Origin of the sequence: Pedobacter sp. V48 (assembly GCF_000523515.1) — a bacterium.
Lineage (GTDB): Bacteria > Bacteroidota > Bacteroidia > Sphingobacteriales > Sphingobacteriaceae > Pedobacter.
In genome coordinates this window covers 53377-78374 of the sequence record NZ_AWRU01000033.1, presented here as the reverse complement: position 1 = coordinate 78374, position 24998 = coordinate 53377, and the positions used below count along the sequence as shown (strand labels likewise).

Below are 24998 nucleotides of genomic sequence, written 5' to 3'. Positions count from 1 at the left end.
AAATAAGATTGATTTATAATTTATAGCGCAAGCCTAACAAATATGTTTGCTCGTAATAATCGTTTCGGATCAATGTTTTACCATCAAACTGATTCCCTGTATCTGCATTTTCCGGATTAATACCTTTAATAAATAGCTTCGAAGGTGTGTTTAACAGGTTTCCTGCTTTTATAAATATGCTCAGGTTTTTCTTGAATTTTTTCTCAGCCGATACATCCATCTGGATAAAGCCCTTTTGCCAAAGGTCATTATCAAGGAACTGTGATACGGTATTAATGCGCGGACCTGTATATGAGCCGGCAACCTGGGCATCCCATCCACTTTTGGTGTTTTTATAGATAAGGGATAGGTTGGCGATATGTTCCGACTGTCCGTAAAGTGGACGCGATTGCAGCACAGTGATTTTTTTGGAATCATTGGTTTCAGGGTCTATGGTTAACAAATCCTTTGGCGTTGTAATTCTGGAATGGGTATAGGTATAGTTCGCCTTTATACCAAACTGATTAATAAATTTGATGTAGTCAATTTCCAAACCATAGTTCCTTGCAGTTCCGAAATTACCCGGTAGGTAATAGGTATCTTGAGGGCGGATAGGGTCTGCCTGAAAGCTATATTCAATCGGGTTTTTAATGGCTTTATAAAATGTTCCAACCAATAGTTGATCATTACTATTTGGAAATAGTTCGTAGCGCAAATCAAAGTTATCAGCAATAGCGCGCTTAAGATCTGGATCTCCTTTTTCCTTGTAGTCATCCTGAACCACACCTCCCGGAATAAGTTCATAAAACCCGGGACGGTTTAAAGAGCGGAAGTAGGATGCCCTTAACTGTTGCTTTCCACTCAGTTTATACTTCACATTTACAGATGGAAGAAAGTCAGTATAAACCTGATTCCCCTTCGGGCGAAGTTCTCCGGCAGGGAACAGCATTGTGTAACCCTGATTTGTATGTTCAACGCGTAAACCTCCAATTACCTCAACTGCATCTTTACTGATGTTAAACATCCCATAACCAGCAGCAAGTTTTTCCGAGGCATCATAAGTAAGGGGATTGTTTACCGCTCCACCAGGTGTTTGAACTGTCCAGTCTATCTCAGTATAATTATTAAAATCAACCCCATATTTAGCTCCGGTATTTACCGGAGTTAAAGTGTAGTTATTAAAAAAACTGCTGCGCTGCTTGTCGCGGTATAATCCTCCTGCAGAAAATTCTACTTTCAGTTCACCAACAGGAACTTTATAGCTAATATCTAGATATCCAGCTTTGTCTTCATCTGTGTTGCGCTCCCAGCGATGCGTTGTGCCGTTTGTTTTTGCAACAGTGCGAATGTCAGTAAAGTTTTCGCGTTTTCCACTTAAGGTAATGGTGGTGTTATCTGGCACTTCATTTTTGGCAGACGAATAGACGGCCGACCAGGAGATCTTTAATTTATCTGGAATGATCTGGTGATCTCCATGAAGTGTACTGTTGTAGATCTGTTGCTCTGTTACTCTCGATCGTGTAGCATATTCCAGCTGTGCTTTTCCAGTTGCGGGTTCATATCCAGTAGAGAAATCTGTAGATTTTTCATCTCTAACCTGGATGTTATTCAGATCCACATAGGCATTATAAAGGCTTAGCTTATTGTTTCCGTTGAACGCGTAATCCAGTTTGCCATGAAAACCATAGCGTTTCTGTTGTTCCGAATACTGGCGCTCATTCATGCTTGTGATTGTTGCAAACTTATTTGATGCATTGGCTGCCGACGAGCGATAAAAAGTGCCGTTGCTACCACGATAGGTGTTCTGATAGCTTCCTGCAATAATTAACCCAAGCTTGTTGTCAAGAAAACGTTGCCCTATAGATAAACCACCTATTAGGTTAGGAGTTGGGTGGCTCGATTTGTAATCTGCAGTAGCTCTTGGGAAGTCTGCCTGTGTAGCTTTGTAATCCTTCCCGTTAAGCTCATATGGTGATTTACTATGAACTGATGAGGCATCAAATGAGCTAAAGCCCCGATCTATAAATAGCTGACTATAACCGCCTGCAAGGTTTGCATTGATCTGTAGCTTTTGCGGCGCATCTTTCATTACCATATTTACCACTCCACCTATGGCGTCGCTTTCAAGGTTTGGAGTCAAAGTTTTATATACTTCAAGCCTGTCCAAAAGTTCTGAAGGGAAAATGTCCAAAGGCACGTAACGGTATTTATTATCCGGACTCGGTATTTTGATTCCATTAACCAGCGTGTAGTTGTATCTTTTGTCCATTCCCCTAAGAATAGCATACTGCCCGTCGCCACTGTTGCTCCTTTCTACTGATACCCCTGATACACGTTGAATAACATTTGCGACAGTCAAGTCCGGAGAAATCTCCATCGCCTTGCCCGATACGACATTAATTAACTGCGCAGACTTTTGCTCGATGCGTCTTGCAGTTTTTTCTGCCGAGCCATCATTTTTTGCCGAAATAACTACCTCACTTAGTTCTTTCTCTTTCGTTTCAGACAGATAAATCCTGATGGTTGGATTATCCTCTTTAAGTATTGTAATCTGTTTAGATAAAACCTTATACATCACATAAGATACCTTTAATGTGAAGTTTCCTGCTGGTGGATGTTTGATCTCAAACGAGCCATCTAATCCCGTTAATACAGCCTTGTCAGTATTTTCCAGATATACTGATGCGCCTACTAAAGCTTCACCTGTTTTCTGATCAAAAACGTAACCTTTTAAACTGGTTGCACTGGCCGTGGCAACACCAATTAATAAGCAAAAAAGAACTTGTAAAATTGACTTCATTTTCCTGAAAATTTGTTTGTGGTGGTTGTGTTTTTTAAACCGTGAGACAAATGTGCAAACCAGGTAATGGAGTTTAATGATTGAGGCGTGTACAAAATGTATACAGCGTTACAAATGATGTATACAGAACGGATACAGCGTGAACAGTATTTAGTTAAATTACTGATTGTCAACTTTTTGCTTGTAACCGAAATCGCCATTATCATTTAGTTAGCGTTATGTTAACAGTTTGTTAAGTCTTCGGAAAGCATGGTTTTTGTTATAGTGTCTGTATAAAAGAACTCAGGTTTTCTCCTTGTGGAATATTCAGTTTTTTACGTAAACGGTAACGTGCAACACGCAAACTATCCTGGGAAATACCAAAAATAACAGCCATATCTTTTGAGCTTAAATTCATCTTTATAAGGGCTACTAAACGGATGTCATTTGCTGTTAAATCATCGCTATGTTTTTTCAGATTGTCAAAAAAGGCCTGGTGAATTTGTTCAAATAAAGTAGAGAATTCTTTCCAATGCCTGTCATGATTAATGTTTTGATTTATCTTCTGCATCACTTGCTGTAATTGTCTCTTCTGATCTCTTTTTTCATCCTTTATCATATCAGAGATTTCTTCCTTTAGTTCTTCCAGAAACTGATTGCTTTGAATTACATGGAGCGTATTGCTGGTCAGTTCCTTGCTTTTAAGTTCCAGCTCGGCTTTAATGGCATTCTTCTGGATTTCATAAAGCATATTGTTCTGCTCGTTAAGCTTCTGTTCGTTTCGAAGTTTCAGACGTTGGCGGCTAATAGTACTTATACCCAGTAAAATCAGTAAGAGGATGATCAGGATCACTGCAGCAATGATATATTGATTTGCCTTCCTCTCAGTTTCAAACCTTACAATTGCATCATCCTTTTGTTGTATTTCAAATAAGGTTTGTAATAAGGCCAGCTGTTTGGTATTATCAGCCGTATAGATCTTCAGGAAGATATTGCGGCTTAGTTCACTGTAGTGATAGGCGCTATCGTACTTTTTAATAAGATCAAATGTTTTCGATAGGTCCCTGTAGGCACTGCTAAGCTGATATTGATCATTCATGGTTAAGGCCATACGTTCCGCTTTGCGCGTATAACCCATTGCTTCAGGGTACCTGCCTGTTTTCCTGTAAACGTCACCGATGTTGTTTACAATTTCTATCTTGGCAAGATCATTTGCCGCTGCTTCGTTTAGTTTTAGAGACAATGAATAGTACTTGAGGGCAGAATCAAGATGTAGTTTGTCTTCATAAATACTACCAAGGTTTTCATAGATCTTTGCAATGCCGGTTTGATTCTTTTCCTTTTTATAGGCAGTAAGTGCCAGCTGCTGATATTTCATTGCACTTTCGTACTTACTGCTTTTCTCATAGGTCTGACCAATAAGTCCATAACATTCTGCCATACCTGCCCGGTTGCCTATCTTTATATAGATATTTAAAGCCTCCTGAAATTTAGTCAGCGCTGTTCTATATTGCCTGCTGTAGTAATAAGCATCCCCTATTTTATTCAGGTTTTCGGCCAGATTAGCCTGATCATTATGGTTTCTGAATATGCGGTCTGCCTTGTAAAAATAATTTACTGCCTGCGAATAGGCTGCCTGATGATAAAAGATCTCTCCAAAATATTGATAATATTTTGCAGCAGAGATCAGGTCATTCTGTTTTAATACTGTATTTAATAACCCCTTTATTTTTATAAACGCAGAGTTGGGGTCCTTCTTAATCAGTGTGTCTATATCATTTTTTCCCTGATTATAAACCGCAAAAGCAGGTATTGAAAAACAAAACAGAATTAAACCTATTGTTATACTATTTAAGGTAAGTTTCTTCACCCTTTAAAAGTAAAACATACAGTATTAAGCTAATGTTAAATTAAAGAGGCGCCATCTTAAGGCATAATCTTAATCTAATTTGTAAACGCGCACATAATCCACATAGAACTTTTGAGCGAATATAGAATCATCAATATCTCCGCCCCATTCGCCACCAATGGCGGTGTTCATCAAAAGATATAGTGGAGAGGTAAACGAATCTTTGTACGCTGTTACCGGGGCCGACATACTAAAATAATAGTTGTCGTCTATAAAAACCTTTACACTATCACCCTTGCGCTCCAAACCATAAACATGGTATTTTTTATGAACATCATCCATCTTTACATTGGCGCCGCCGCTTTTATGGCCATTAAGATCTTTCAATCCGCTGTCTGCCCAATGGAGGGTTCCGTGAATAGTTGAAGGCGTATGACCTACAAACTCCATAATATCAAACTCTACACATTTAGGCCAGCCCACCTGCTTTATATTTGATCCCATCATCCAAAGGGCAGGCCATATGCCCTTTCCTGATGGGATCTTTGCCCTTATTTCAACACGAATGTTTCCATCGAAATGCTGTTTTCCAAGTGTGTTAATACTCGCCGAAGTATAATCGGCATCCTTATATTTTTCCTTTAATGATTTAATCACAAGCTTGCCACGTTTAACATAGCAATTTTTTAATCTGGCACGTGTATAGAACTGTTTCTCCCGGTTTCTTACAAAGCCTTCCTCATAGTCCCATTTTGTAGAATCGGGCAGACCTTTATAGTTGAATTCATCACTCCATATTAAGGTCCTGCCTTTTTCCATAGGCATAGATTTAGTTTGAGCCATACCAGAAAAGGCAGACATTAGCAATGCTCCAATTAAACAGTTAAACGTTTTCATAACTAAAGGTGATAAATATTTAGCGCTATTTAAGTAACTCTTCTGGTACAGGCTTGTTCAATAGGTTTTGATAGTAAAAGCGGAAACGCTCAGCTTTATCATGAGCAGATTTTACACCTCCCCATCCATGTCTTCCACCCGGATAGATCATCAACTCAAAATGTTTATTCGCATTTTGAAGCTTATCTATAAGTTGTATCGTATTCTGCATGTGAACATTGTCATCCATATCGCCATGCATAATCCTCAATAATCCTTTATAGTTGTTTACATAGGTTAAAACAGAACCATTTTTGTAACCCTCAGGGTTTTCTTTAGGCGTATCCATAAAACGCTCCGTATAATGAGAATCGTAAAGCTCCCAGCTGGTAACGGGCGCTCCCGCGTATCCGAAATCAAAATCGTCAGCTCCCTTAGTCAGGGCAAGGCAAGTCATGTAACCACCATAGCTATGACCTGTAATCAGTAGTTTCTTATTATCAACCCAAGATTTGGCTTTTAACCATCTTGCAGCAGTTGTATAATCCTGCATTTCCCATTTACCCAGGTTGCGGTGCATTAGGGCAACACCCTCTTTACCAAATTGTCCTGATGCGCGGTGATCTACAGAAATCTGTATAATCCCTTCATTTGCCCACCATTGTCCGCCAATTCCTTTCCAGGTATTGGTTACATTACCTGCATTTGGCCCGCCATATATACTCATCACTACCGGATACTTTTTATTCTGATCAAAATCAGTAGGGTAGGTTATTACAGCTGGTAAATTATAGCCATCGTCAGTAGGGATGGTAATCATCTCTGTTTTACCATAGTTGAACTGGGCAAAATCATCAGATTTAGTATCGCCAAGTTCTTTAATGATCTTCCCTTTATTGTTTAATAATGTTCTTTTAGTAGGGGTAGAAACATTGGAATAAGAGGTAATGAAATAAGAACCATTGGGCGACATCATTACCTGATGAGAATAATCCCCAAATGACAATCGTTTTAAGTTCTTGCCATTATAGCTTACACTATAAAAATCTGTTCTTGTAGACGCTTCTTTACGAGCCATAAAGTAAACAACCTTATTTTTCTCATCCACATGAACAAGATTAGTAACCTGCCATTTGCCGCTGGTTAGTGGATTTACCAGTTTGCCATCTAACGTGTACAAATAAAAATGTGCCCATCCTGTTTTATCACTTTTAAGGATATAGTGTTTTTTATCTTCAAGATATTCTATACGCCCATCGTAATCTAAATCTACCCAAGAAGACTGTTTCTCGTCGTAGATTTCTTTTTTAGAACCATTGGTAGGGTTTACTGAATAAAATTTTAAGTTATCCTGTCCACGGTTCATCCATTGTACCATTAAATTCCTGCCATCAAAACTCCAGTAAGGCGTGCCAAAGTACTGATCATCTTTTTCGTTAAAGTCGGCCCATACAATAGAACCTCCGATTACTGGGACAAATCCTACTTTTACTTCCGGATTAGGGTCACCAGCCTTTGGATAACGTGTTTTTTCGGTATATCCATGTTGACCGGTTGATCCATTAATTGGAAACATAGGGACCTTAGTATCGTCAAAACGCATAAATGCAATATTCTTACTATCAGGCGACCACCAGAAAGCTTTGTAGTTGGTAAATCTGCCAAGAATTTCCTCGTAATACACCCATGACGACCAACCATTATAAATTACGTCAGTTCCGTCATTTGTATATCTGATCTCTTTCCCTGTTTCAACATCAACTGAATACAGATCATTATTTCGGGTAAATGCTACATGCTTCCCATCAGGTGATAGTGTAGGATTCTTCTCCTCGTCTTTATCATTGGTTAAGCGTTTTGCTTCATCCTGACCGTATTGTATGTAAACATCATTGTTTTTAACAGATAGATTTACGTTACTTTTTGGCGGTGGAGTATAGGGCGTTCTTTGGCCCGATTTAACATCTACTGCATATAAGTTATGATCCTTGGTGTCCATCTCAATGTAATGGTTATCATCACTCCATCCGTTTACTATGTTAATAGATTTAGTAAGCGAGGGCTGGCCACCAAAGATTTGCTGTTGTGAAAGTTTTTTGAGCTGAGCCTCTGATTTGATAATAAATAATGACATCGCTAAACAAGTAAGTAGTATTTTTTTCATGCTGGAGATACTGTGATTTCTATAACGCGCCTTAGCGCCGCGGAAATTACTAAAGTATAAGTACTTTACGAAAAATCTTCTATTTAAAGTTGTATCCTATCCCAATTTGGAATGTTCTAAACTCTTTTTTGTAAGAACCTAAATCACTACTCACTTTATAAGGCTTTAGGTTTTGTCTATAGCCCGCTTCAATGTTGAATTGTTTCAAACGAATGTTTAATCCACCCGAGAAACCGATGTTAAGCTTGTTTATAGTAGAACGGCTAAGTGCATCGTTAATTTTTTTGCTGTTGAAAATTGTATCCAATGGATTTTTAACCGTACTTAATTTGCTGCCTTCTATTCCCTTACTTAATAGTAAGCTAATAACAGGACCAGCCTTTATGCTAATTCTATTTGATATTTTATATTCTAATCCCAAAGGGATGTCTGCCGTTGTTAATTTCCTTTGGTCTAGTATTATTAAATTCTCTTTTGAAGCCGAGTCCTTTAGATTGTAATTTGGGTGTGTATAGCTCCCCTCCAATGCATTAGCGAAACTGAGTCTAAGCCCTGTATTGAGTAATAAGCGTTTATTTATTGCATAAGTAGCATTTGCACCAAGGAAAATATTCTGGTTCGACTTATAAACGTTAAGTCCCGCTTCAACGCTATAATTGTATTTAGGGGTATAAATTTCCCGTCGCTGTTTAATCTTTACGCTTTTCCTGCTGCCGGTCTTTTTATATGGGGTCTCTTCTTTTTCATTCCATTTTTTGTAAGCGCTCAAACTGGCCATCCGAGTATTCAGAGTAAAAAATCCTGTATTTTGAATAGTAGATCCTGGAGCATTGGAATAAATTTCTCCACGATCAGTTGAGCGGGAAAGTTGCTGATTTGAAAGATCAGGTAATGTTTTGATAATTTCAGTGTTATCGGGGTTGTTGGAACTGATCTGGGATGATATCGGATCTTCATCAGTATCTATTCCATTGGAAGTAGTATATGCAATGGCTTGATTAGTGTTGGCACTATTCGTCACATTAGACGATAGAATATCTTTTACACTGTCAGAATCCATTAATGTATCTGGCACTTTTAATAATGAATTCTTATTAATGTGCTTTGTAATTGATGGTTTCTCCTTTTTCGAAGACTTTATTGTAAAATAAGTTATTCCAACGATCATCGCAGCCACAGGTAGTATATAGCCCAACATAGAAACTATTTTACCGGTAAATGTTTTTACCGGAGTCCTGCCTTTAGGAAAGTCAGCCAGAGGCAGGTCTTTATCTAATATAGATTGCATTTCAGACCATGCCGTGTTCAGATCTACATCTACAGGAAGCTCATTGAGCTTTTTCTTCCAAAATTTATAGTGCCATACTGAATTTTTCATCTTATTCCGTTATTAGATTCAGTTGGATAGTCATTACCTGTTCCCTTGGGCGCAAGTAAACCTCTTAATTGTTTTTTTCCTTCAGATAAATGCCACCTGGAGGTGCTTTCTGAAATATTTAATTGTTCGCTAATCTCTTTGTGGGTATAGCCGTCTATTACTGATAAATTGAAAACCAACTGAGTAGCATCGGGAAGTAGCCTAATCATAGAAATTAAGTCTTCTGCATATAATTTATCTAATACTGCAGGTGAAACAAATATATTTTCAGCAATCGCAGCTTCATCTATGTCTGTTATAAACTTGAGTTCCTTTCTACTTAGGTCTATACATGTTCTGATCATGATTGTCCCTATCCATGCACCTAATTCTCCTTTCTCATCACTAAATGAGTTAATGTTCTGAAATACTTTTAAGAATCCCTGGTTTAGTGCCTCTTTTGCAAGATCATTTGTTTTTAGATACCTGATGCACAGCCGCAACATATCCGCATAAAATTGCTTATACAAGCCTTCCTGCGCTGAGCGTTCATTGGCCACACAACCTTTTACGAGCTTTATGGTTTTTTTAGCGGAAGAGCTCATTTAAATGGTTAAGAGGTCGAATATACATAAGTTTCTTATAGGTATAACGTGTCTCAAGAGCCAAACGTTGGGTAAATAATAAATAAATTTTTCTCCCAGCGTTTTATCTTCTAAAGGCGTAATCTTTCTATGGAGGTACAGCAAATGTTTAATAAAGAAAGTTACGAAAGACACCAGGGATGGTATAATCTGCAATTCCCCACAGAACAATCCAAACTTGATTATCTAAAAAAGAATACTGATGCGCTGCAGAAAAATAATCTAAGTCTATGGCTCCAGAATATATTTTTTATATGCTTAAATCCATTGCTGAAAAATATAGATCAAACATGGCTTACCATAGGAGATGCATACGGCTTTGATGCGCAATATATACTTGAAAAAAATAACCATGCCACCGCCTCTGATCTGAATACCGATTTTCTGAAGATCGCTCAAAAGGAAGGTGTAATTGATAGCTTCAGTTCGCAAAATGCAGAGCAATTGTCTTATGATGATGATCAGTTTGATTACTTACTTTGTAAAGAAGCATATCACCATTTCCCACGACCATATGCGGCCGTATATGAAATGATCAGGGTCGCAAAAAAGGGCATTGTAGTGATGGAGCCACAAGATCCTGTTTCTAAAATGGCAGGACTGCTTTTCTTTTTGAATATATTATCTGCGGTTAAAAATAATTTTACAAATCTCCTTTGGAAAAATAGATTTTCTTACGAACCCGTAGGGAATTTTGTATATAAAATATCAGAACGTGAAATTGAGAAATTTGCCGCGGGACTTAACTTGCCACTGGTAGCGTTTAAGAAGATCAATCCCAATTTTTACTTTAAGGGTGCAGATGAGGTAGAATGTACGTTACGTAACCCTAAGTTCCTGAAGGTGTATTTAAAGAAGAAGCTGCTCGATGTACTTGTTAAAGTTAGGCTTATTCCAAGCCAGGTCTTATCTGCTATTGTTTTTAAAGAAACTCCTGATGAAATGCTTTTGGTGGAGCTAGAGAATAGTGACTATCAATTGGTTTATATTCCAAAAAACCCATACTTGACCTGACAGATTGTATAAAAGACCATTGCAAAAAAAGCGCCCTTAAAAAGGGCGCTATATAATTTTAAAAAAGTAATAACCTTCAATTACACAATCCAGTTCCAACCGAATTCATCAGGAGCTAATCCGTAACGGATATCATTCAATGTTTTAGCAATGCCTGCAGAAACTGTACGTGTTGAAGGATCGGTTAACTTATAAACCTGGCCTTGGTATCCGATTTCTCCAATTGGAGTTACCGTTGCTGCAGTTCCTGCTGCAAAAGCATCAGTTAATCTGCCGTTTTCAATTCCTTCTATTACTTCTTTTACACTAACGCGTCTTTCTTCAACTTCAATGCCTGCTTTTTTTGCAAGTTTGATAATTGTATCACGAGTCACACCATCTAAAACAKTGMWTSWTANCMGNNAMGGMNTTASCWMYNTGNNATYAATTACGAAGATCAAATTAGCTGTCCCTGCTTCTTCAATAAACTCATGAGAAACAGCATCTGTCCAGATTAACTGATCAAAGCCTTCTTTTTGAGCTTCTGCAAATGGATATAAAGAACGAGCATAATTGCCAGCGGTTTTGGCATAACCAACACCACCTTCATCTGCACGCGTATATTCAGTTTCAATTTTAACTTTTAAAGCTTTGCTGTAATACGGACCTGTTGGTGTAGTTAATAAAGCAAAAGTATACTTGTCAGATGCTTTAACACCTAAATAAGGATCTGTAGCAAACATCACCGGACGAATGTATAAAGAATAACCATCCTGATTAGGGACCCATTTGTTATCAATCTCAATCAGCGCTGCAATTCCCTGCATAAAGATATCCTCAGGAATGCTTGGCATAGCCATACGTGTTGCTGATTTGTTGAAACGCTCAAAGTTTTTTTCTGCTCTGAAAACACTGACTTTCCCATCAGCTAAACGATAAGCTTTCATACCTTCAAAAATTGCCTGTCCGTAGTGAAGGGCAGAAATTGCAGGGCTCATAAGAATCGGACCGTAAGGTAATWYCWSYAKKTTCGTNNAYTCWSCAWTWWMSNATTSTNCAANAAWCNANWRTRATMRNGAAWANAMCWWKSCKWWWKNTWATTRARWWWNNARTMWKWWAMTRYWARTCWRRWNTGMWCNAGNTCTTGGTTACTGTTATATCCAATGTCTCGTTCATTTTGACTTGTATTTTATTACTGCAAATTTAATAAAAAAAGCCTTGTTTATTCTTTATTATTTTGGATTTTGACAATGTTTATGCCTCATTTCTAAGTGTTTTCAGTACACTAAGCACCCAGCCCTTGCCCCATTCCTCCATTTGCTCTTCTGTCCAAAGGAAAGGATAGAAAATTCTTTTCTGAAAACGCGGGGGTAAATACTTCTGCCAGTTGGTTCCGCCAGTAGCAGCAATATCTACAGGATCTCTCTCCAAATACCTGACCGCAGATTTATAATGAGACAACGGCCACTCTACATTAACATATAAATCAAGCTTTCTAAGCTCATCTGCTAAAGCAGAAACATCATGCCCTTCTTTTAACAGTTTATGGTATAAGGCCGAAAAATTAGTCTCTTTCCTGTCCTTTACCAATTGCAAGAACTGCGCAGCATACTTGTTTATAAATTGCTTTAATGTAAGGGTCTGTTTACCGCTTGAAAGTTCCGTCGCTCCAAACTTCCAGTAAATGAATTCAAATTGCTCTTCAATACTTTTATCTGCAAGCTCTTCTCTTTTGCTTTTATCAACCAGCCTGATAAAATCTGTTGCACAAATCTCTATCATTCGGTATTGACCTGATTGAAAACCACTGGCGGGTAACAGCGACATTCTGAACTTCAGGAACTGATCTTTATCCATCCCGTTCACCATCACCTCGAACGAAGTAACCAATGCATTAAAATAAGCATTAATGCGTTTTACACGATCGGTAAAAAACTGTACCATTAATTCCTGATTATCCGCTATCTGCTTACATTCATGAAGTGCAAGTTTAAAATATAACTCAGTAATCTGATGGTACATAATAAAAATCTCTTCATCCGGAAAAGACGTTTTCGGGTTTTGCAGGCTTAGTAAAGTATCCAGATGGATATAATCCCAATAAGTTAAGAAATCAGCATACAACAAGCCGTCCAAATAGGCAGACATATCCTGACCCATTGCCGCATACTTTTCCTGCAGTTTATCCAGTTTTTCCTTTATCTGAGGGGTAAGTTCCATTCTAATATAAAACTCTGAATTTTATGGTGTGCTCAATCTTTTTTAACGATTTAAACAACTGCTTGTCGTACTGTGCATTTATATCTGTAATCACGTAACCAATTTCAGGATTAGTCATCAAAAACTGACCCACAATATTGATGTCGTGCTTGGCAAAAACAGTATTTATTTTAGCCATAATACCCGGTACGTTTTTATGAATGTGTATTAACCTGTGCGATTTCTCGATTCTTGGCAATTGCAGGTTCGGGAAATTACTGCTAAGGTAGCTGGTACCAGTATTCATAAAATCAATCATCCTTTTCGGAATGAAATCGATATTACGTGGGTTGTGCTTTGGGTCTTCAAAAACGACAACACCTTGTTCAGTACAGGTAGCAATATCAATCTTGTTTTTTGTGCTGCCAAGGCAGCCAATGGTTTTAAGTTTAACTGCTCTTTTTAATTTCTCAAGCTCAATCTTTTCGCCATCTGCCAACAACATCATGTGTACATCAGCTACATATTTCTCTTCGAAAGTAGTTTTATGGCGAACAGAAAAACCATCTTTTTTCAGTAATTCGATGCTCATGGGGTCTGCATCACCAATAATCAGACACAAAATTCTGTTTTTAGGATATGATATAGCTCTTGGTAAATTGTTTACATACAAGAACTCATCAAAGCTTGGCGTAATGTGATCTGCCTTTTTAACAATGCTTTCTCTGGAAATATTCTCAGTAAAGGCATAGAATTTTTTGATCAGGCCACTTTCGCGAAGCTGAAAATCAGAATAACCATCGCCAATACCGTAAAGATCACCTTCAAGGTTTAGTTGTTGCATCAATTTAACCTTGCCACCTTCTTCGCTTAAAGGGTTAGAGTGGTCGTAATCAATTATCTTTCCATCGCCGGTAGTTACAAATGTATTGGCGTAGATGTTTTCTTTTTTAATGTGGAACTTGCTTACTACCGGAGTAATAAATTCTTTAAAACCGCCAGAAACAATCAAAACTTCATCTGCATGTTTTTTAAAGAATTCGGCATTACGCGAAAAAGAGGCAGAAACTTTTTTCTTTAAATGCGTAATCAGTTGTTTCAAATGATCTTCATTAGCCTCAAGAAGCTTTACCCTTTGAGCCAAACTTTCACCAAAGGAAAGTTTTCCTTCCATCGCAAGGTTGGTGTAATCTTCAATCTTCTGAAAGATGGCGTCTTTCTCAGGATGCTTTTTAAGAGAGATACGGGCCAGCTCATCTAAAGCCTCTACCTGAGTAAAGGTGCTGTCAAAATCAATAATGTAAATATTTTTTTGCTTCATTTTAGTTATTCTTTAACCCTTCGCAAACTTCTTCAATGCTTTGCCTAAGTGGTTTAAATTGTATTCCGATTGTATGCTTTATTTTTTCGTTACTATATAAGCTTTCATTTAAGCTGCTTCTTGCTGCGTCGCTTGTTAATGCCGCGGGTTTTCCTGTAAACAGAGATGCCAGTTTTGCTGCTCTCCATGCAACGCCCAGCATCCATGGTTTTGCTTCTTTGGCGGGTGCTTTTACTTTAAAACCCTGTGCAATTTCTCCAAAAAACTGCTGGTAATGATAGTTTTCTGAGGATATGGTGTAACGCTCGCCGCTTTCTTTGCTGTTCATTAAAGCAATCATGCTTTTTGCCACATCATAAACATCCACAATTCCTGTTGCACCTCTGGTATAATAAGAAAGGCCATCTTTTACCAGCTTAAATATTGCCCCACTACCTTCAAAACCTGCTCGGGCACCAATAATTACTGATGGATTTACAATTACCGCATCTAATCCCTCCGCTATTCCACGCCAAACTTCCATTTCACCTTCGTATTTAGAAATGGCGTATGAATGTGCTTTTGAATCATATTCCCAAAAATCTTTTTCGGTAATCAGTTCGCCTTTTTTTGCATTTCCTAAGGCGGCAACAGAACTCACATGAACTAATCTTACGCTATTTTCTGCACAAAGGTTAACAATGTTGCTGGTGCCTTCTATATTAACCCTTAGCAATTGGGCTTTATCTTTGGGATTAAAAGATACCAAAGCTGCGCAGTGGTAGACCTGATCAACACCTTCAAAGGCATCCTCAAGTGAAGAAATGTCATTTATGTCCGCGACAAACCACTCAATATCAGCGTTGTTGCTTATTGATTGGGGTATAACAGAGTGCCCGCGTTTTAATGCTTTTACCTTTACACCCGACTCAGTTAATTGATTTATTAATTCTGCTCCTAAAAATCCAGTGGCGCCGGTAACTAATATCATTTCATTTTTTTTAGGATGTTCATTAAAATATGCTCTCAAAAATAGATATTTGATGGCATACATTTATAGTACTATATGTCTTTATCCGATTTTTTTTCACCTTTAAGCCCAGACAAATTCTCACCAAAAGCGGGATTTTACACCAGCCAGCTAGGTTTGAAGGCTACTTTTTACACAGATAAATTTCCTGACCTTGAAGAAAATGAATACGATATTGCCATTTTTGGAGTACAAGATGACCGCGCTTCTGTAAATAATGAAGGCTGCGGCCTTGCTCCCGACTATTTTCGTGCCCAGTTTTACGGTCTAAATGAAGGCGCCTATACCAGTAAAATTATAGATCTGGGAAATATAAAGGCCGGCGCTTCAATTTCTGATACCTACGTAGCATTAAAAATGGTAGTGTCTGAATTGATTAAGCTAAACATTGTACCTATTATTATTGGAGGCGGGCAAGACCTTACTTATGCGCAATACCTGGCTTACGAAAGCCTGGAGCAAAAGGTAGATCTGGTGGTTGTAGATAGTAAATTTGACCTTGATGAAGAAGATCAGGAAGGACTTGCTGCCAAATCAGATACCTATTTAAATAAAATACTACTTCACCAGCCAAACTACCTTTTTAACTTTAGTAATATTGGTTATCAAACCTATTATGTGAATCAGGAAAGCTTAAAGGTAATGAGCAAGCTTTATTTTGATGTACACCGGTTAGGTGAATTTGCAGATGATATCAGTTTAACCGAACCGATTGTTCGCAACGCGAATATGCTCAGTTTCGATATTGGCGCAATTCGCTCATCTGATGCTGCGGCAAATGCAAATGCAGGGCCAAATGGCTTTTATGGCGAGCAGGCTTGCCGTATTGCCAGATACGCAGGGATGAGTGATAAGCTTACCTCTATCGGTTTCTATGAATTTAATCCTGCCTTTGATACCAACGGGCAAACAGCCATGCTGCTTGCTCAAATGGTTTGGTATTTTGTTGATGGCTATTACAATCGTAAAAAGGATTTTCCGCTTACACCAAAATCTCAATACCTGATTTACAGGGCCAGTTTAAATGATGGAACGGGAGAGATGTTGTTTGTTAAAAGTAAAAAATCAGATAGGTGGTGGATGCAGGTCCCTTATCCTACAGGAATTTCAAAAAATGAGCGATTTCACTTAGTACCATGTCGTTACGATGATTATACGACTGCTGTAAATGGCGAAATGCCTGATCTTTGGTGGCGCACATTCCAGAAACTATTATAATTTTACATTTTTTATTGCGTTATGTAGGAGCTTGAATTTATATTTGAGTGCAGGCATACTATTATATAAGAAATTGTACCAGTGCTTGTTAAAATTAAAGAACACAATATGAGGAAATTATTAATTACTGCAGTTTGTTTATTGCCTGTTGCAGCTATGGCACAAGGAAAATTCACATTGCAGGCCAAAGTTGGGAACTTAAACGCCCCGGCCAAAGCATTTTTATATTATAAAACAGGAAGTACCCAGGTTGTGGATTCAGCCGTTATTGCGGGAGGTAAGTTTTCGTTTACCGGCCCCTTAACCGGAATATCACAGGCAGCAATTAGAGTTGTTCATGATGATAAAGCTCCTGCCCCAACAGATCCGGCAGCTGTTGATTTATTTAGATTTTACCTGGAGCCAAAAACGGTTGTAGTTAATTCGGCTACCGATTCTGTTAAACATGCAATAGTAAAAGGTTCTGCCGTGAATGATGATGATRYYNNAAGWRYRWMGSYATAACAAAATCTGTTATGGATAAAAACGCTGCATTAGAAGCGGAGTATAAGCGCAAAACCGATGAAGAGCGTAAGGATGAAAACTATATAAAAACTGTCCAGGCACGTAGCGAAGCACTTCAAAAAGAGTTTATAGATATTAATAAACAGTTTTATTTAGCTAATCGTGATTCTTATGTTGCTCTGGTAGCATTTGCAGGAACAATAGGGGCCGATGCTAACCCAACCGTTGTGGAGCCTGATTTTAACAAATTCTCTGCTGAGGTTAAAGCTACTGATCTTGGTAAAAGCATAGCCGAGATGCTATTATCATTAAAGAAAAATAATGTTGGTTCGTTGGCAATGGATTTTACTCAAAATGATGTAAACGATAAGCCTGTTAAATTATCTGATTTTAAAGGGAAGTATGTGTTGCTTGATTTTTGGGCTTCATGGTGTGGACCTTGTAGGGGCGAAAATCCGAATGTAGTTAAGGCATATAATACTTATAAAGACAAAAACTTTACGGTTCTTGGTGTTTCTTTAGATAAACCTGGCCAGAAAGAAGCTTGGTTGCAAGCCATTAAAGATGATGGCTTAACATGGACTCACGTATCAGACTTGAAGTTTTGGGATAAYGCWSTTNCCRAWATGTATGGTATTCGTGGTATTCCTGCAAATTATCTGATTGACCCAACCGGAAAAATCATTGCAAAAAATGTAAGAGGAGAAGAATTACAAAGCAAACTTGCGGAAGTAATAGGCGCTCCAAAAAGTAAATAAAACCCGCTTAATTGGTTGTCAATTTCGGGGGGAATTTCCTGTGAAAATTGGGGGTTTATACAATGTTTATACAATCATAACACATTGCACAGTCAATTGTATATTGTTTAAAGAATGTGTAATGATTGATTAACGAAAGCATGTTCGTCATTACTCCCCGTCATCTCGATAGGACAAAAAATGGGTGTATCAGATTTATGATACACCCATTTTTTGTCCTGTAAAGGTAGGTTAGTGCTTGCTACACTAAGTCAAAACCAATATCTTCTCTAAAGTATTTGCCGTCAAAATAGATACGGGCAGCATCAGCTGTTGCTGATTGTAATGCATCAAACTGGCTATCTTGTAAACTGCTAACTGCAATAACACGACCACCGTTTGTTTTTACAACACCACCTTCAAGCGCTGTTCCGGCATGAAACACCAAAGATTGGCGTACATTGTCAATACCGGTAATGGCTTTGCCCTTTTCATATTCGCCAGGGTATCCTCCTGCAACAATCATTACAGTTGCGGCATTTTTAGGGCTGATATTTAATTTATATCCTTTTAATTTCTGTTTGGCCGTTGCAATGAAAAGCTCTACCAGATCATTCTCGATCCTTGGAACTACGCTTTCCGTTTCCGGATCGCCCATGCGGCAGTTGTATTCTATTACAAAAGGTTTTTCGTTTACTTTAATTAAGCCAAAAAAGATGAAGCCTGTATAATTGATTTTATCTTTCTTTAAGCCGTTAATGGTTGGAATTATAATATCACGCTCCACCTCGTCTAAAAACGCGTCGCTGGCAAAAGGAACCGGAGATACGGAACCCATACCACCAGTGTTTAGGCCCGTGTCTGCTTGTCCGATACGTTTGTAATCTTTTGCTTCAGGGAGTATCACATAGTTTTCGCCATCTGTAAGCACAAATACCGAAAGCTCGATACCACTTAAAAACTCTTCGATTACTACCGTAGTTCCGGCATCACCAAACTTACCGCTAAGCATTAGTTTTAATTCTTCCTGAGCTTCTGCAGTATTATCTATAATTAAAACACCCTTTCCGGCGGCCAATCCATCCGCTTTTAATACAACTGGAAGTGCATGAGATTGCAGGTAAGTTAAACCTTCTTCTAAAGTTTTGCTGGTAAAAGAGCGCGAGCTTGCCGTAGGAATGCCATGGCGTGCCATAAATTGTTTAGAGAAATCTTTACTGCCTTCTAAAATTGCGCCTTCTTTTTTTGGTCCGATAACCGGGATTTTCGATAAACTTTCATCCTCAGCAAAAAAATCATGAATACCATTTACAAGAGGTTCTTCGGGGCCAACTACTACAAGCTCTATGTTTTCTTTAAGAACTAATGCTTTTACGGCTTCAAAATTATTGATGTTAAGGTTTATGTTTTTTCCATAAGCTCCTGTACCACCATTACCAGGTGCAATAAATAATTGAGAGCAAAGAGGAGACTGGCTCATTTTCCAGGCAAAGGCGCTTTCTCTTCCTCCTGATCCTAATAGTAAGATATTCATCTATATATGATTTAATTGTTGGGTCTGTGTGGGCAAATATACCGCTTTAGCTAAATTATCACAGGCTAAGTTTAAATTAGGCATAAAATATGCTTAGAAAAGGTTGTTTGTCAATAGATTTCGATTTGTAAAAGATTAAAATTAGATTTGCCGCCAACATGAGACACATTGTTACTTTATCACTTGTATTTTTTAGTCTTACCCATTTGGCCAAAGCCGAGCGGGTTGAGGGGCTAAGACTTATAACCGAAAAGTACTGCAATAAGCAGCAGGTGAACACAGAACAGGCAACTGTTCGCTCAAGTCAGCCTGACGATTCGAGGTATCCTTTTTTCTTATCTTATAGTGCTTTAACTACAATTGGAGTACTTCCTGAAGCACATATCATTAAATATAGGGCTCACAATCAAAACATCTCAAACCTTACCATAAGGGAACAGCCCAAGAATAACAGTCCCTAATCTTAGCATTCATCGTCATCCTGACCTCAAAGAAGCTGCGAAGCAAATTTATTTCAGGATCTCGCACATGCCTCAATTCCTGCTAAACCGGAATTCTGAAAATAAACTTAGGATGACGTAAAGCGAAAACATTGAGCGGACCGACAACTGACATTCTGGCTTACAGCCTGGTAATGGCTTGGTTGTTGTAATTTTATCAGTTTTAATAATAGTAATAAACAAACACAAGTATACATGTTAGGATTTTTAGCCAAGGTTTTTGGAAGCAAATCAGAAAGAGATATTAAGGCATTACAGCCTATAGTAGTCAAAATAAACGAAGAGTACGCAAAATTATCTGCACTAAGCAATGATGAACTGCGTAATAAAACAGTTTATTTTAAAGATGTTATCGCTAAAGCGTTAGCAGAAATAGATGGAAAAATAAGCGGTTTAAAAACCGACGCTGAAAGCCAGGAATTGTCATTGCCTGAAAAAACAGCCATATACGATCAGATTGATGCTTTAATCAAAGATCGTGATAAGGAATTAGAAGTAGTATTGTCTGAGATTCTGCCTGCTGCATTTGCAGTAGTAAAAGAAACTTCGAGACGTTTCTCTGAAAATGAGCAACTGGAAGTTACGGCTACTCAGTTTGACCGCGACTATGCTGCCCGCAAAAAGAATGTAACCATACAAGGTGATAAAGCACTTTGGGCCAATAAATGGGATGCTGCGGGTACCGAGGTAGTTTGGAACATGGTACATTACGATGTTCAGCTGATTGGTGGTATGGTATTGCATAATGGTAAAATTGCAGAGATGGCCACTGGTGAGGGTAAAACCTTAGTAAGTACGCTGCCTGCTTACCTGAACGCACTTGCCGGACAAGGTGTACACATCGTAACGGTGAATGATTACCTTGCACGACGTGACTCGGAGTGGAATGGTCCTTTATTTGAGTTCCATGGTTTAAAGGTTGATTGTATCGATAAACATGAACCAAATTCTCAGGAACGCAGAGACGCATATCTTGCTGATATCACTTATGGTACCAACAATGAATTTGGTTTCGATTATTTGCGTGACAATATGTCGCAAACTCCTGATCAGCTGGTACAACGCAAGCTACATTTTGCAATGGTGGATGAGGTCGATTCAGTTTTAATTGATGATGCCCGTACCCCATTAATTATATCAGGACCTGTTCCTTTTGGTGATCAGCATGAATTTCATGAGTTAAAACCACGTATTGAGCGTTTGGTTACTGCTCAGAAAGAATATGTTACCAAAGCTTTAAACGAAGCAAAAAAATTAATTAATGATGGTAAAACCGGTACAGAAGAGGGCGAAGGTGGTTTAGCACTTTTACGCGCACACCGTGGTTTGCCTAAAAATAAAGCATTGATCAAGTTCTTAAGTGAGGGTAGTGTAAAACAAACCTTATTGAAAACTGAAAACCATTATATGGCAGATCAGTCTAAGAATATGCCTAAGGTAGATTCGGAATTGTTCTTCTATATTGATGAGAAAAACAATCAGGTTGAACTAACTGAGAAAGGTATTGAGTTGATCACGAAATCTGGTGAAGACCACAATTTCTTTGTGTTACCTGATGTAGGTACCGAGATTGCTGATATCGAAAAATCATCATTGACCAGTGAAGAAAAAATAGCCCAGAAAGATGCTTTAATGCGCGATTACTCTATTAAGGCTGAGCGTATCCACTCTGTAAACCAGTTGTTGAAAGCATATACTTTATTTGAGATCGATGTTGAGTACATCATTGATGAAGGTAAAATTAAAATTGTAGATGAGCAGACTGGTCGTATTATGGATGGCCGTCGTTATTCAGATGGTTTACACCAGGCAATCGAAGCAAAGGAAAATGTAAAAGTTGAAGATGCTTCGCAGACCTATGCTACCGTTACCTTGCAAAACTTTTTCCGTATGTACCACAAGCTTTGCGGTATGACAGGTACAGCTACTACAGAGGCTGGCGAGTTTTGGTCTATCTATAAACTGGATGTGGTAGAAATACCTACAAACAGAGTTATTTCAAGAAAAGATCATCAGGATTATGTTTACCGTACTGTTCGTGAAAAATATAATGCAGTAGCAGAAGAGATCGTAAAATTAACTGAAGCAGGCCGCCCGGTATTGGTAGGTACAACTTCGGTTGAGATTTCGGAATTGCTAAGCCGTATGTTGAAACTGAGAGGTATTAAACATAATGTACTGAATGCGAAGATGCACCAGCGAGAGGCTGATATTGTTGCTGAAGCAGGACAACCTGGTCAGGTGACAATAGCAACCAACATGGCTGGTCGTGGTACGGATATTAAATTAGGCCCAGGCGTTAAGGATGCTGGTGGTTTGGCAATTGTTGGTACAGAGCGTCATGAGTCTCGTCGTGTAGACAGACAGTTACGTGGTCGTGCAGGCCGTCAGGGAGATCCGGGTTCATCTCAGTTCTTCGTGTCATTAGAGGATAACTTAATGAGGTTATTTGGTTCTGAAAGAATCTCTAACATCATGGTAAGAATGGGTATTGAGGATGGTGAGGTAATTCAGCATTCAATGATCACCAAATCTATTGAGCGTGCACAGAAAAAAGTAGAAGAAAATAACTTCGGTATTCGTAAGCGTTTGCTTGAATATGATGATGTTATGAACTCTCAGCGTTCTGTTATTTATGCTAAACGTAAAAATGCTTTGTTTGGCGAGCGTTTAGATGTTGACATGAGCAATATGGTATTTGATGTTGCGGAAGATATTGTAACTGAATACAAAGAAGAAGGAAATTATGAAGGCTTTAAGCTTGAGGTAATTAAAAACTTCTCTGCAGATACAGCTATTGATGAAGCTGAGTTCAGCTCAAAAGGCGTTCATCACTTAACAGATAAATTATTTGAGGAAGTAACTACTTTCTATGCAAGAAAATCCGATGCAATTATTGCTCAGGCTATGCCGGTATTAACTCAGGTATATCAGGAGCGTGGTGAGCAGATAGAGCAAATCGTTGTTCCTTTTACTGATGGTGTACGTAGTGTACAGGTTCCTGTAGGTTTGAAAAAGGCAATTGATAATGGTGGTCGTGAAGTTACCAGATCTTTTGAGAAAACAATTGTACTTGCGCTTATTGATGAGTCATGGAAAGAGCACTTACGTGAAATGGACGAGTTAAAGCAATCTGTACAGAATGCGGTATACGAACAAAAAGATCCATTGATCATCTATAAAATGGAAGCATTTAACTTATTTAAAAACATGTTAAATGCGGTAAATAAAGAGGTGGTTAGTTTCTTGTATAAAGGTGGAATTCCGGTACAGACAGATCCTAATGATGTAAGGGAAGCGCAGGCTCCAAGACCAGCACCAAGCAGATTGAAAATGTCTAAACCTGAATTTAATCAGGCTACAAGTTCAGCTGATGTTGCTCAGATGGAGGATACACGTGAACATGTGCCTCAGCAGCCTATCCGTAAGGATACGGTAATAGGAAGAAACGAACCATGCCCTTGTGGAAGTGGTAAGAAATACAAAAACTGTCACGGTGCAGGATTGTAATTTGTAATAAAGATAAAGAATGCCGATTTTTGTAAAAAAATCGGCATTCTTTTTTTAAAGCCTTGTTCATGAAACTACTATTTGCTGCGTTATTCTGTTGTTCCTCTTTTGGTCTGTTTGCTCAAACCAGGGGTCAGGTAACTATAATTAAGGACCCAATGATAGATAGCTTAATAGCAAAACGCATTGCGTTAAATACAAAGCAGCAGGGCACGGGGACTATACCCTATAAGCCTGGGCCAGTGGTGTCTCAGATGGGATATAGGGTTCAGGCATTTTATGGATCAGACAGAAGACAGGTTTTTAATGAGCAATCAAGGTTTAATTCACTTTATCCAGCAGTCAATACTTATATCACTTATAAAGAGCCTAACTACTATTTAAGGGTAGGAGATTTCCGGACACGCCTGGAAGCTCAGCGATTTATGAACGAACTAAGAAGTAATTTTCCTACGCTATTTATATTCAGGGAAAAGATTAATGCACCTAATTTAGAATACAACGATGATCCAGAAAGATAAAATACAGGCACTTTCAAATGATATTTTTGAACAGGTTGTTGGCTACCGTCAGCACCTTCATTCCAACCCAGAGCTTTCCTTTAAGGAATTTGAAACTTCAGCATATATTAAAAAGCATTTAACAGATTGGGGTATTCCTTTTTCTGATATGGCCAATACAGGAGTTGTAGGAATTATTAAGGGAGATCTTCCATCTGATAACATCATTGCATTGCGTGCAGATATGGACGCTTTGCCTATATTGGAAGCTAATGAGAAACCTTATGCTTCTAAAAATCCCGGGGTAATGCATGCCTGCGGACACGATGTGCATAGTTCTTCTTTATTAGGCAGTGCTTATATTCTGAATAGCTTAAAGGCTGAATTTGGAGGTACTATTAAGTTGATATTTCAACCTGCCGAGGAGGTTTTGCCTGGTGGTGCAAGTATTATGATTAAGGAGGGTGTGCTTGAAAACCCTAAGCCGCAATCAATAGTTGGGCAGCATGTAATGCCTCTAATTGATACCGGTAAAGTAGGCTTCCGTTCAGGTATTTATATGGCATCTACCGATGAATTGTATGTAACGGTTCATGGAAAGGGCGGGCATGGTGCACAACCACATCAAAATATAGATCCAGTATTGATCACTTCTCATATTATTATTGCATTGCAGCAGATTGTGAGCAGAAATGCGGATCCGAGATTACCTTCTGTACTTTCTTTTGGAAAAGTACAAGCTAATGGGGCAACGAATATTATCCCTAATGAGGTGAAAATTGAAGGTACCTTTAGAACATTAAACGAAGAATGGCGCAAAGAAGCAAAACGCTTAATGAAAAAAATGGCTGAAGGAATGGCGGAAAGTATGGGTGGAAGCTGTGATTTTAGAATTATGGACGGCTATCCCTATTTGATAAATGAAGAGAAGTTAACCGCTAATGCGCGTGCTTTTGCTGAAGATTATTTAGGTAAAGAGAATGTGGTTGATCTGGATATATGGATGGCTGCAGAGGATTTTGCGTATTACTCGCAAGTTACAGACGCTTGCTTCTATAGATTAGGAACAGGAAATAAAGAAAAAGGAACCACCTATTCTGTTCATACGCCTAACTTTGATATTGATGAAGATGCTCTAAAGACATCTACAGGATTAATGGCTTATGTTGCGCTTAAGCAGCTGGGTAATTAATAGGATCATGTTATATGCGTTATCCTAGTACATTCGTTATCCTGAATTTATTTCAGGATAACGAACATACTACTCAAAACCTGCTCAAACGGGATTCTGAAATAAATTCAGGATGACGAGTGCTTACCAAACC

General features: G+C 38.4%; 17 protein-coding genes and 2 pseudogenes. 8 read left to right on the top strand and 11 right to left on the bottom strand.

Annotated features, from left to right (window positions below; all coding sequences use genetic code 11):
* Nucleotides 1-13: 13 nt before the first annotated feature.
* The 6 genes from N824_RS24680 to N824_RS24655 all read right to left on the bottom strand — a co-directional run bounded on the left by N824_RS24680 (nt 14) and on the right by N824_RS24655 (nt 9609).
* Nucleotides 14-2779 carry a TonB-dependent receptor gene (locus tag N824_RS24680; protein WP_048907787.1) on the bottom strand — a complete coding sequence of 922 codons (2766 nt, stop codon included), beginning with the start codon at nt 2777-2779 and terminating at the stop codon, nt 14-16.
* A gap of 259 nt (nt 2780-3038) precedes the next feature.
* Nucleotides 3039-4628: a tetratricopeptide repeat protein gene (locus N824_RS24675; protein WP_048907786.1), complete on the bottom strand. Its 1590-nt coding sequence runs from the start codon at nt 4626-4628 to the stop codon at nt 3039-3041.
* Nucleotides 4629-4697: 69 nt separating this feature from the next.
* Nucleotides 4698-5504: a family 16 glycosylhydrolase gene (locus N824_RS24670; RefSeq protein WP_048907785.1), complete on the bottom strand. Its 807-nt coding sequence runs from the start codon at nt 5502-5504 to the stop codon at nt 4698-4700.
* A gap of 25 nt (nt 5505-5529) precedes the next feature.
* Nucleotides 5530-7647, bottom strand: a complete 2118-nt coding sequence (locus tag N824_RS24665) for a DPP IV N-terminal domain-containing protein (RefSeq protein WP_048907784.1) — start codon at nt 7645-7647, stop codon at nt 5530-5532.
* A 79-nt stretch (nt 7648-7726) separates the two neighbouring features.
* On the bottom strand, nt 7727-9025 hold the full coding sequence (locus N824_RS24660) for a hypothetical protein (protein WP_048907783.1): 1299 nt from the start codon (nt 9023-9025) through the stop codon (nt 7727-7729).
* Nucleotides 9022-9609, bottom strand: coding sequence for an RNA polymerase sigma factor (locus tag N824_RS24655; RefSeq protein WP_048907782.1), 588 nt, complete (start codon nt 9607-9609; stop codon nt 9022-9024). The genes N824_RS24660 and N824_RS24655 overlap by 4 nt, the downstream gene beginning before the upstream one ends.
* Before the next feature lie 129 nt (nt 9610-9738).
* Here N824_RS24655 and N824_RS24650 point away from each other — a divergent pair, with 129 nt between their 5' ends.
* Entirely contained in the window at nt 9739-10662 is a 924-nt protein-coding gene (locus N824_RS24650) for a class I SAM-dependent methyltransferase (protein WP_235207285.1), read from the top strand.
* Between the two features lie 80 nt (nt 10663-10742).
* Here N824_RS24650 and N824_RS24645 read toward each other — a convergent pair.
* From N824_RS24645 to N824_RS24630, 4 genes and pseudogenes are all read right to left on the bottom strand, one after another.
* Nucleotides 10743-11639: pseudogene (locus N824_RS24645) on the bottom strand (branched-chain amino acid aminotransferase).
* 256 nt (nt 11640-11895) lie between these two features.
* The gene (locus N824_RS24640; protein ID WP_048907781.1) at nt 11896-12861 is read right to left on the bottom strand and encodes a tryptophan 2,3-dioxygenase family protein; all 966 of its coding nucleotides are present in this window, start codon (nt 12859-12861) and stop codon (nt 11896-11898) included.
* A gap of 1 nt (nt 12862) precedes the next feature.
* Entirely contained in the window at nt 12863-14161 is a 1299-nt protein-coding gene (locus N824_RS24635) for an HAD-IB family phosphatase (RefSeq protein WP_048907780.1), read from the bottom strand.
* Between the two features lies 1 nt (nt 14162).
* Nucleotides 14163-15131: an NAD-dependent epimerase/dehydratase family protein gene (locus N824_RS24630; protein WP_048907912.1), complete on the bottom strand. Its 969-nt coding sequence runs from the start codon at nt 15129-15131 to the stop codon at nt 14163-14165.
* Nucleotides 15132-15206: 75 nt separating this feature from the next.
* Here N824_RS24630 and N824_RS24625 point away from each other — a divergent pair, with 75 nt between their 5' ends.
* The 3 genes and pseudogenes from N824_RS24625 (at nt 15207) to N824_RS35265 (ending at nt 17650) form a co-directional block, all read left to right on the top strand.
* A complete protein-coding gene (locus N824_RS24625; RefSeq protein WP_048907779.1) occupies nt 15207-16388 on the top strand; it encodes a formimidoylglutamase in 1182 nt (393 codons plus the stop codon).
* A gap of 108 nt (nt 16389-16496) precedes the next feature.
* A pseudogene (locus tag N824_RS35270) lies at nt 16497-16892 on the top strand (DUF4369 domain-containing protein).
* A gap of 11 nt (nt 16893-16903) precedes the next feature.
* Complete coding sequence (locus N824_RS35265) at nt 16904-17650, top strand: peroxiredoxin (protein WP_235207283.1); 747 nt, start codon at nt 16904-16906, stop codon at nt 17648-17650.
* 241 nt (nt 17651-17891) lie between these two features.
* Here N824_RS35265 and purD read toward each other — a convergent pair whose 3' ends face one another.
* On the bottom strand, nt 17892-19163 hold the full coding sequence (purD, locus tag N824_RS24615) for a phosphoribosylamine--glycine ligase (protein ID WP_048907778.1): 1272 nt from the start codon (nt 19161-19163) through the stop codon (nt 17892-17894).
* A gap of 158 nt (nt 19164-19321) precedes the next feature.
* Between purD and N824_RS24610 the strand changes: the two genes are divergently transcribed.
* The 4 genes from N824_RS24610 (at nt 19322) to N824_RS24595 (ending at nt 24865) form a co-directional block, all read left to right on the top strand.
* Nucleotides 19322-19624, top strand: a complete 303-nt coding sequence (locus tag N824_RS24610; RefSeq protein ID WP_048907777.1) for a hypothetical protein — start codon at nt 19322-19324, stop codon at nt 19622-19624.
* A 234-nt stretch (nt 19625-19858) separates the two neighbouring features.
* The gene (gene secA, locus N824_RS24605) at nt 19859-23173 is read left to right on the top strand and encodes a preprotein translocase subunit SecA (protein ID WP_048907776.1); all 3315 of its coding nucleotides are present in this window, start codon (nt 19859-19861) and stop codon (nt 23171-23173) included.
* A gap of 68 nt (nt 23174-23241) precedes the next feature.
* Nucleotides 23242-23694: an SPOR domain-containing protein gene (locus N824_RS24600; RefSeq protein ID WP_048907775.1), complete on the top strand. Its 453-nt coding sequence runs from the start codon at nt 23242-23244 to the stop codon at nt 23692-23694.
* Nucleotides 23678-24865, top strand: a complete 1188-nt coding sequence (locus tag N824_RS24595) for a M20 family metallopeptidase (RefSeq protein ID WP_048907774.1) — start codon at nt 23678-23680, stop codon at nt 24863-24865. Before N824_RS24600 ends, N824_RS24595 begins: the two co-directional genes overlap by 17 nt.
* Nucleotides 24866-24998: the final 133 nt, after the last annotated feature.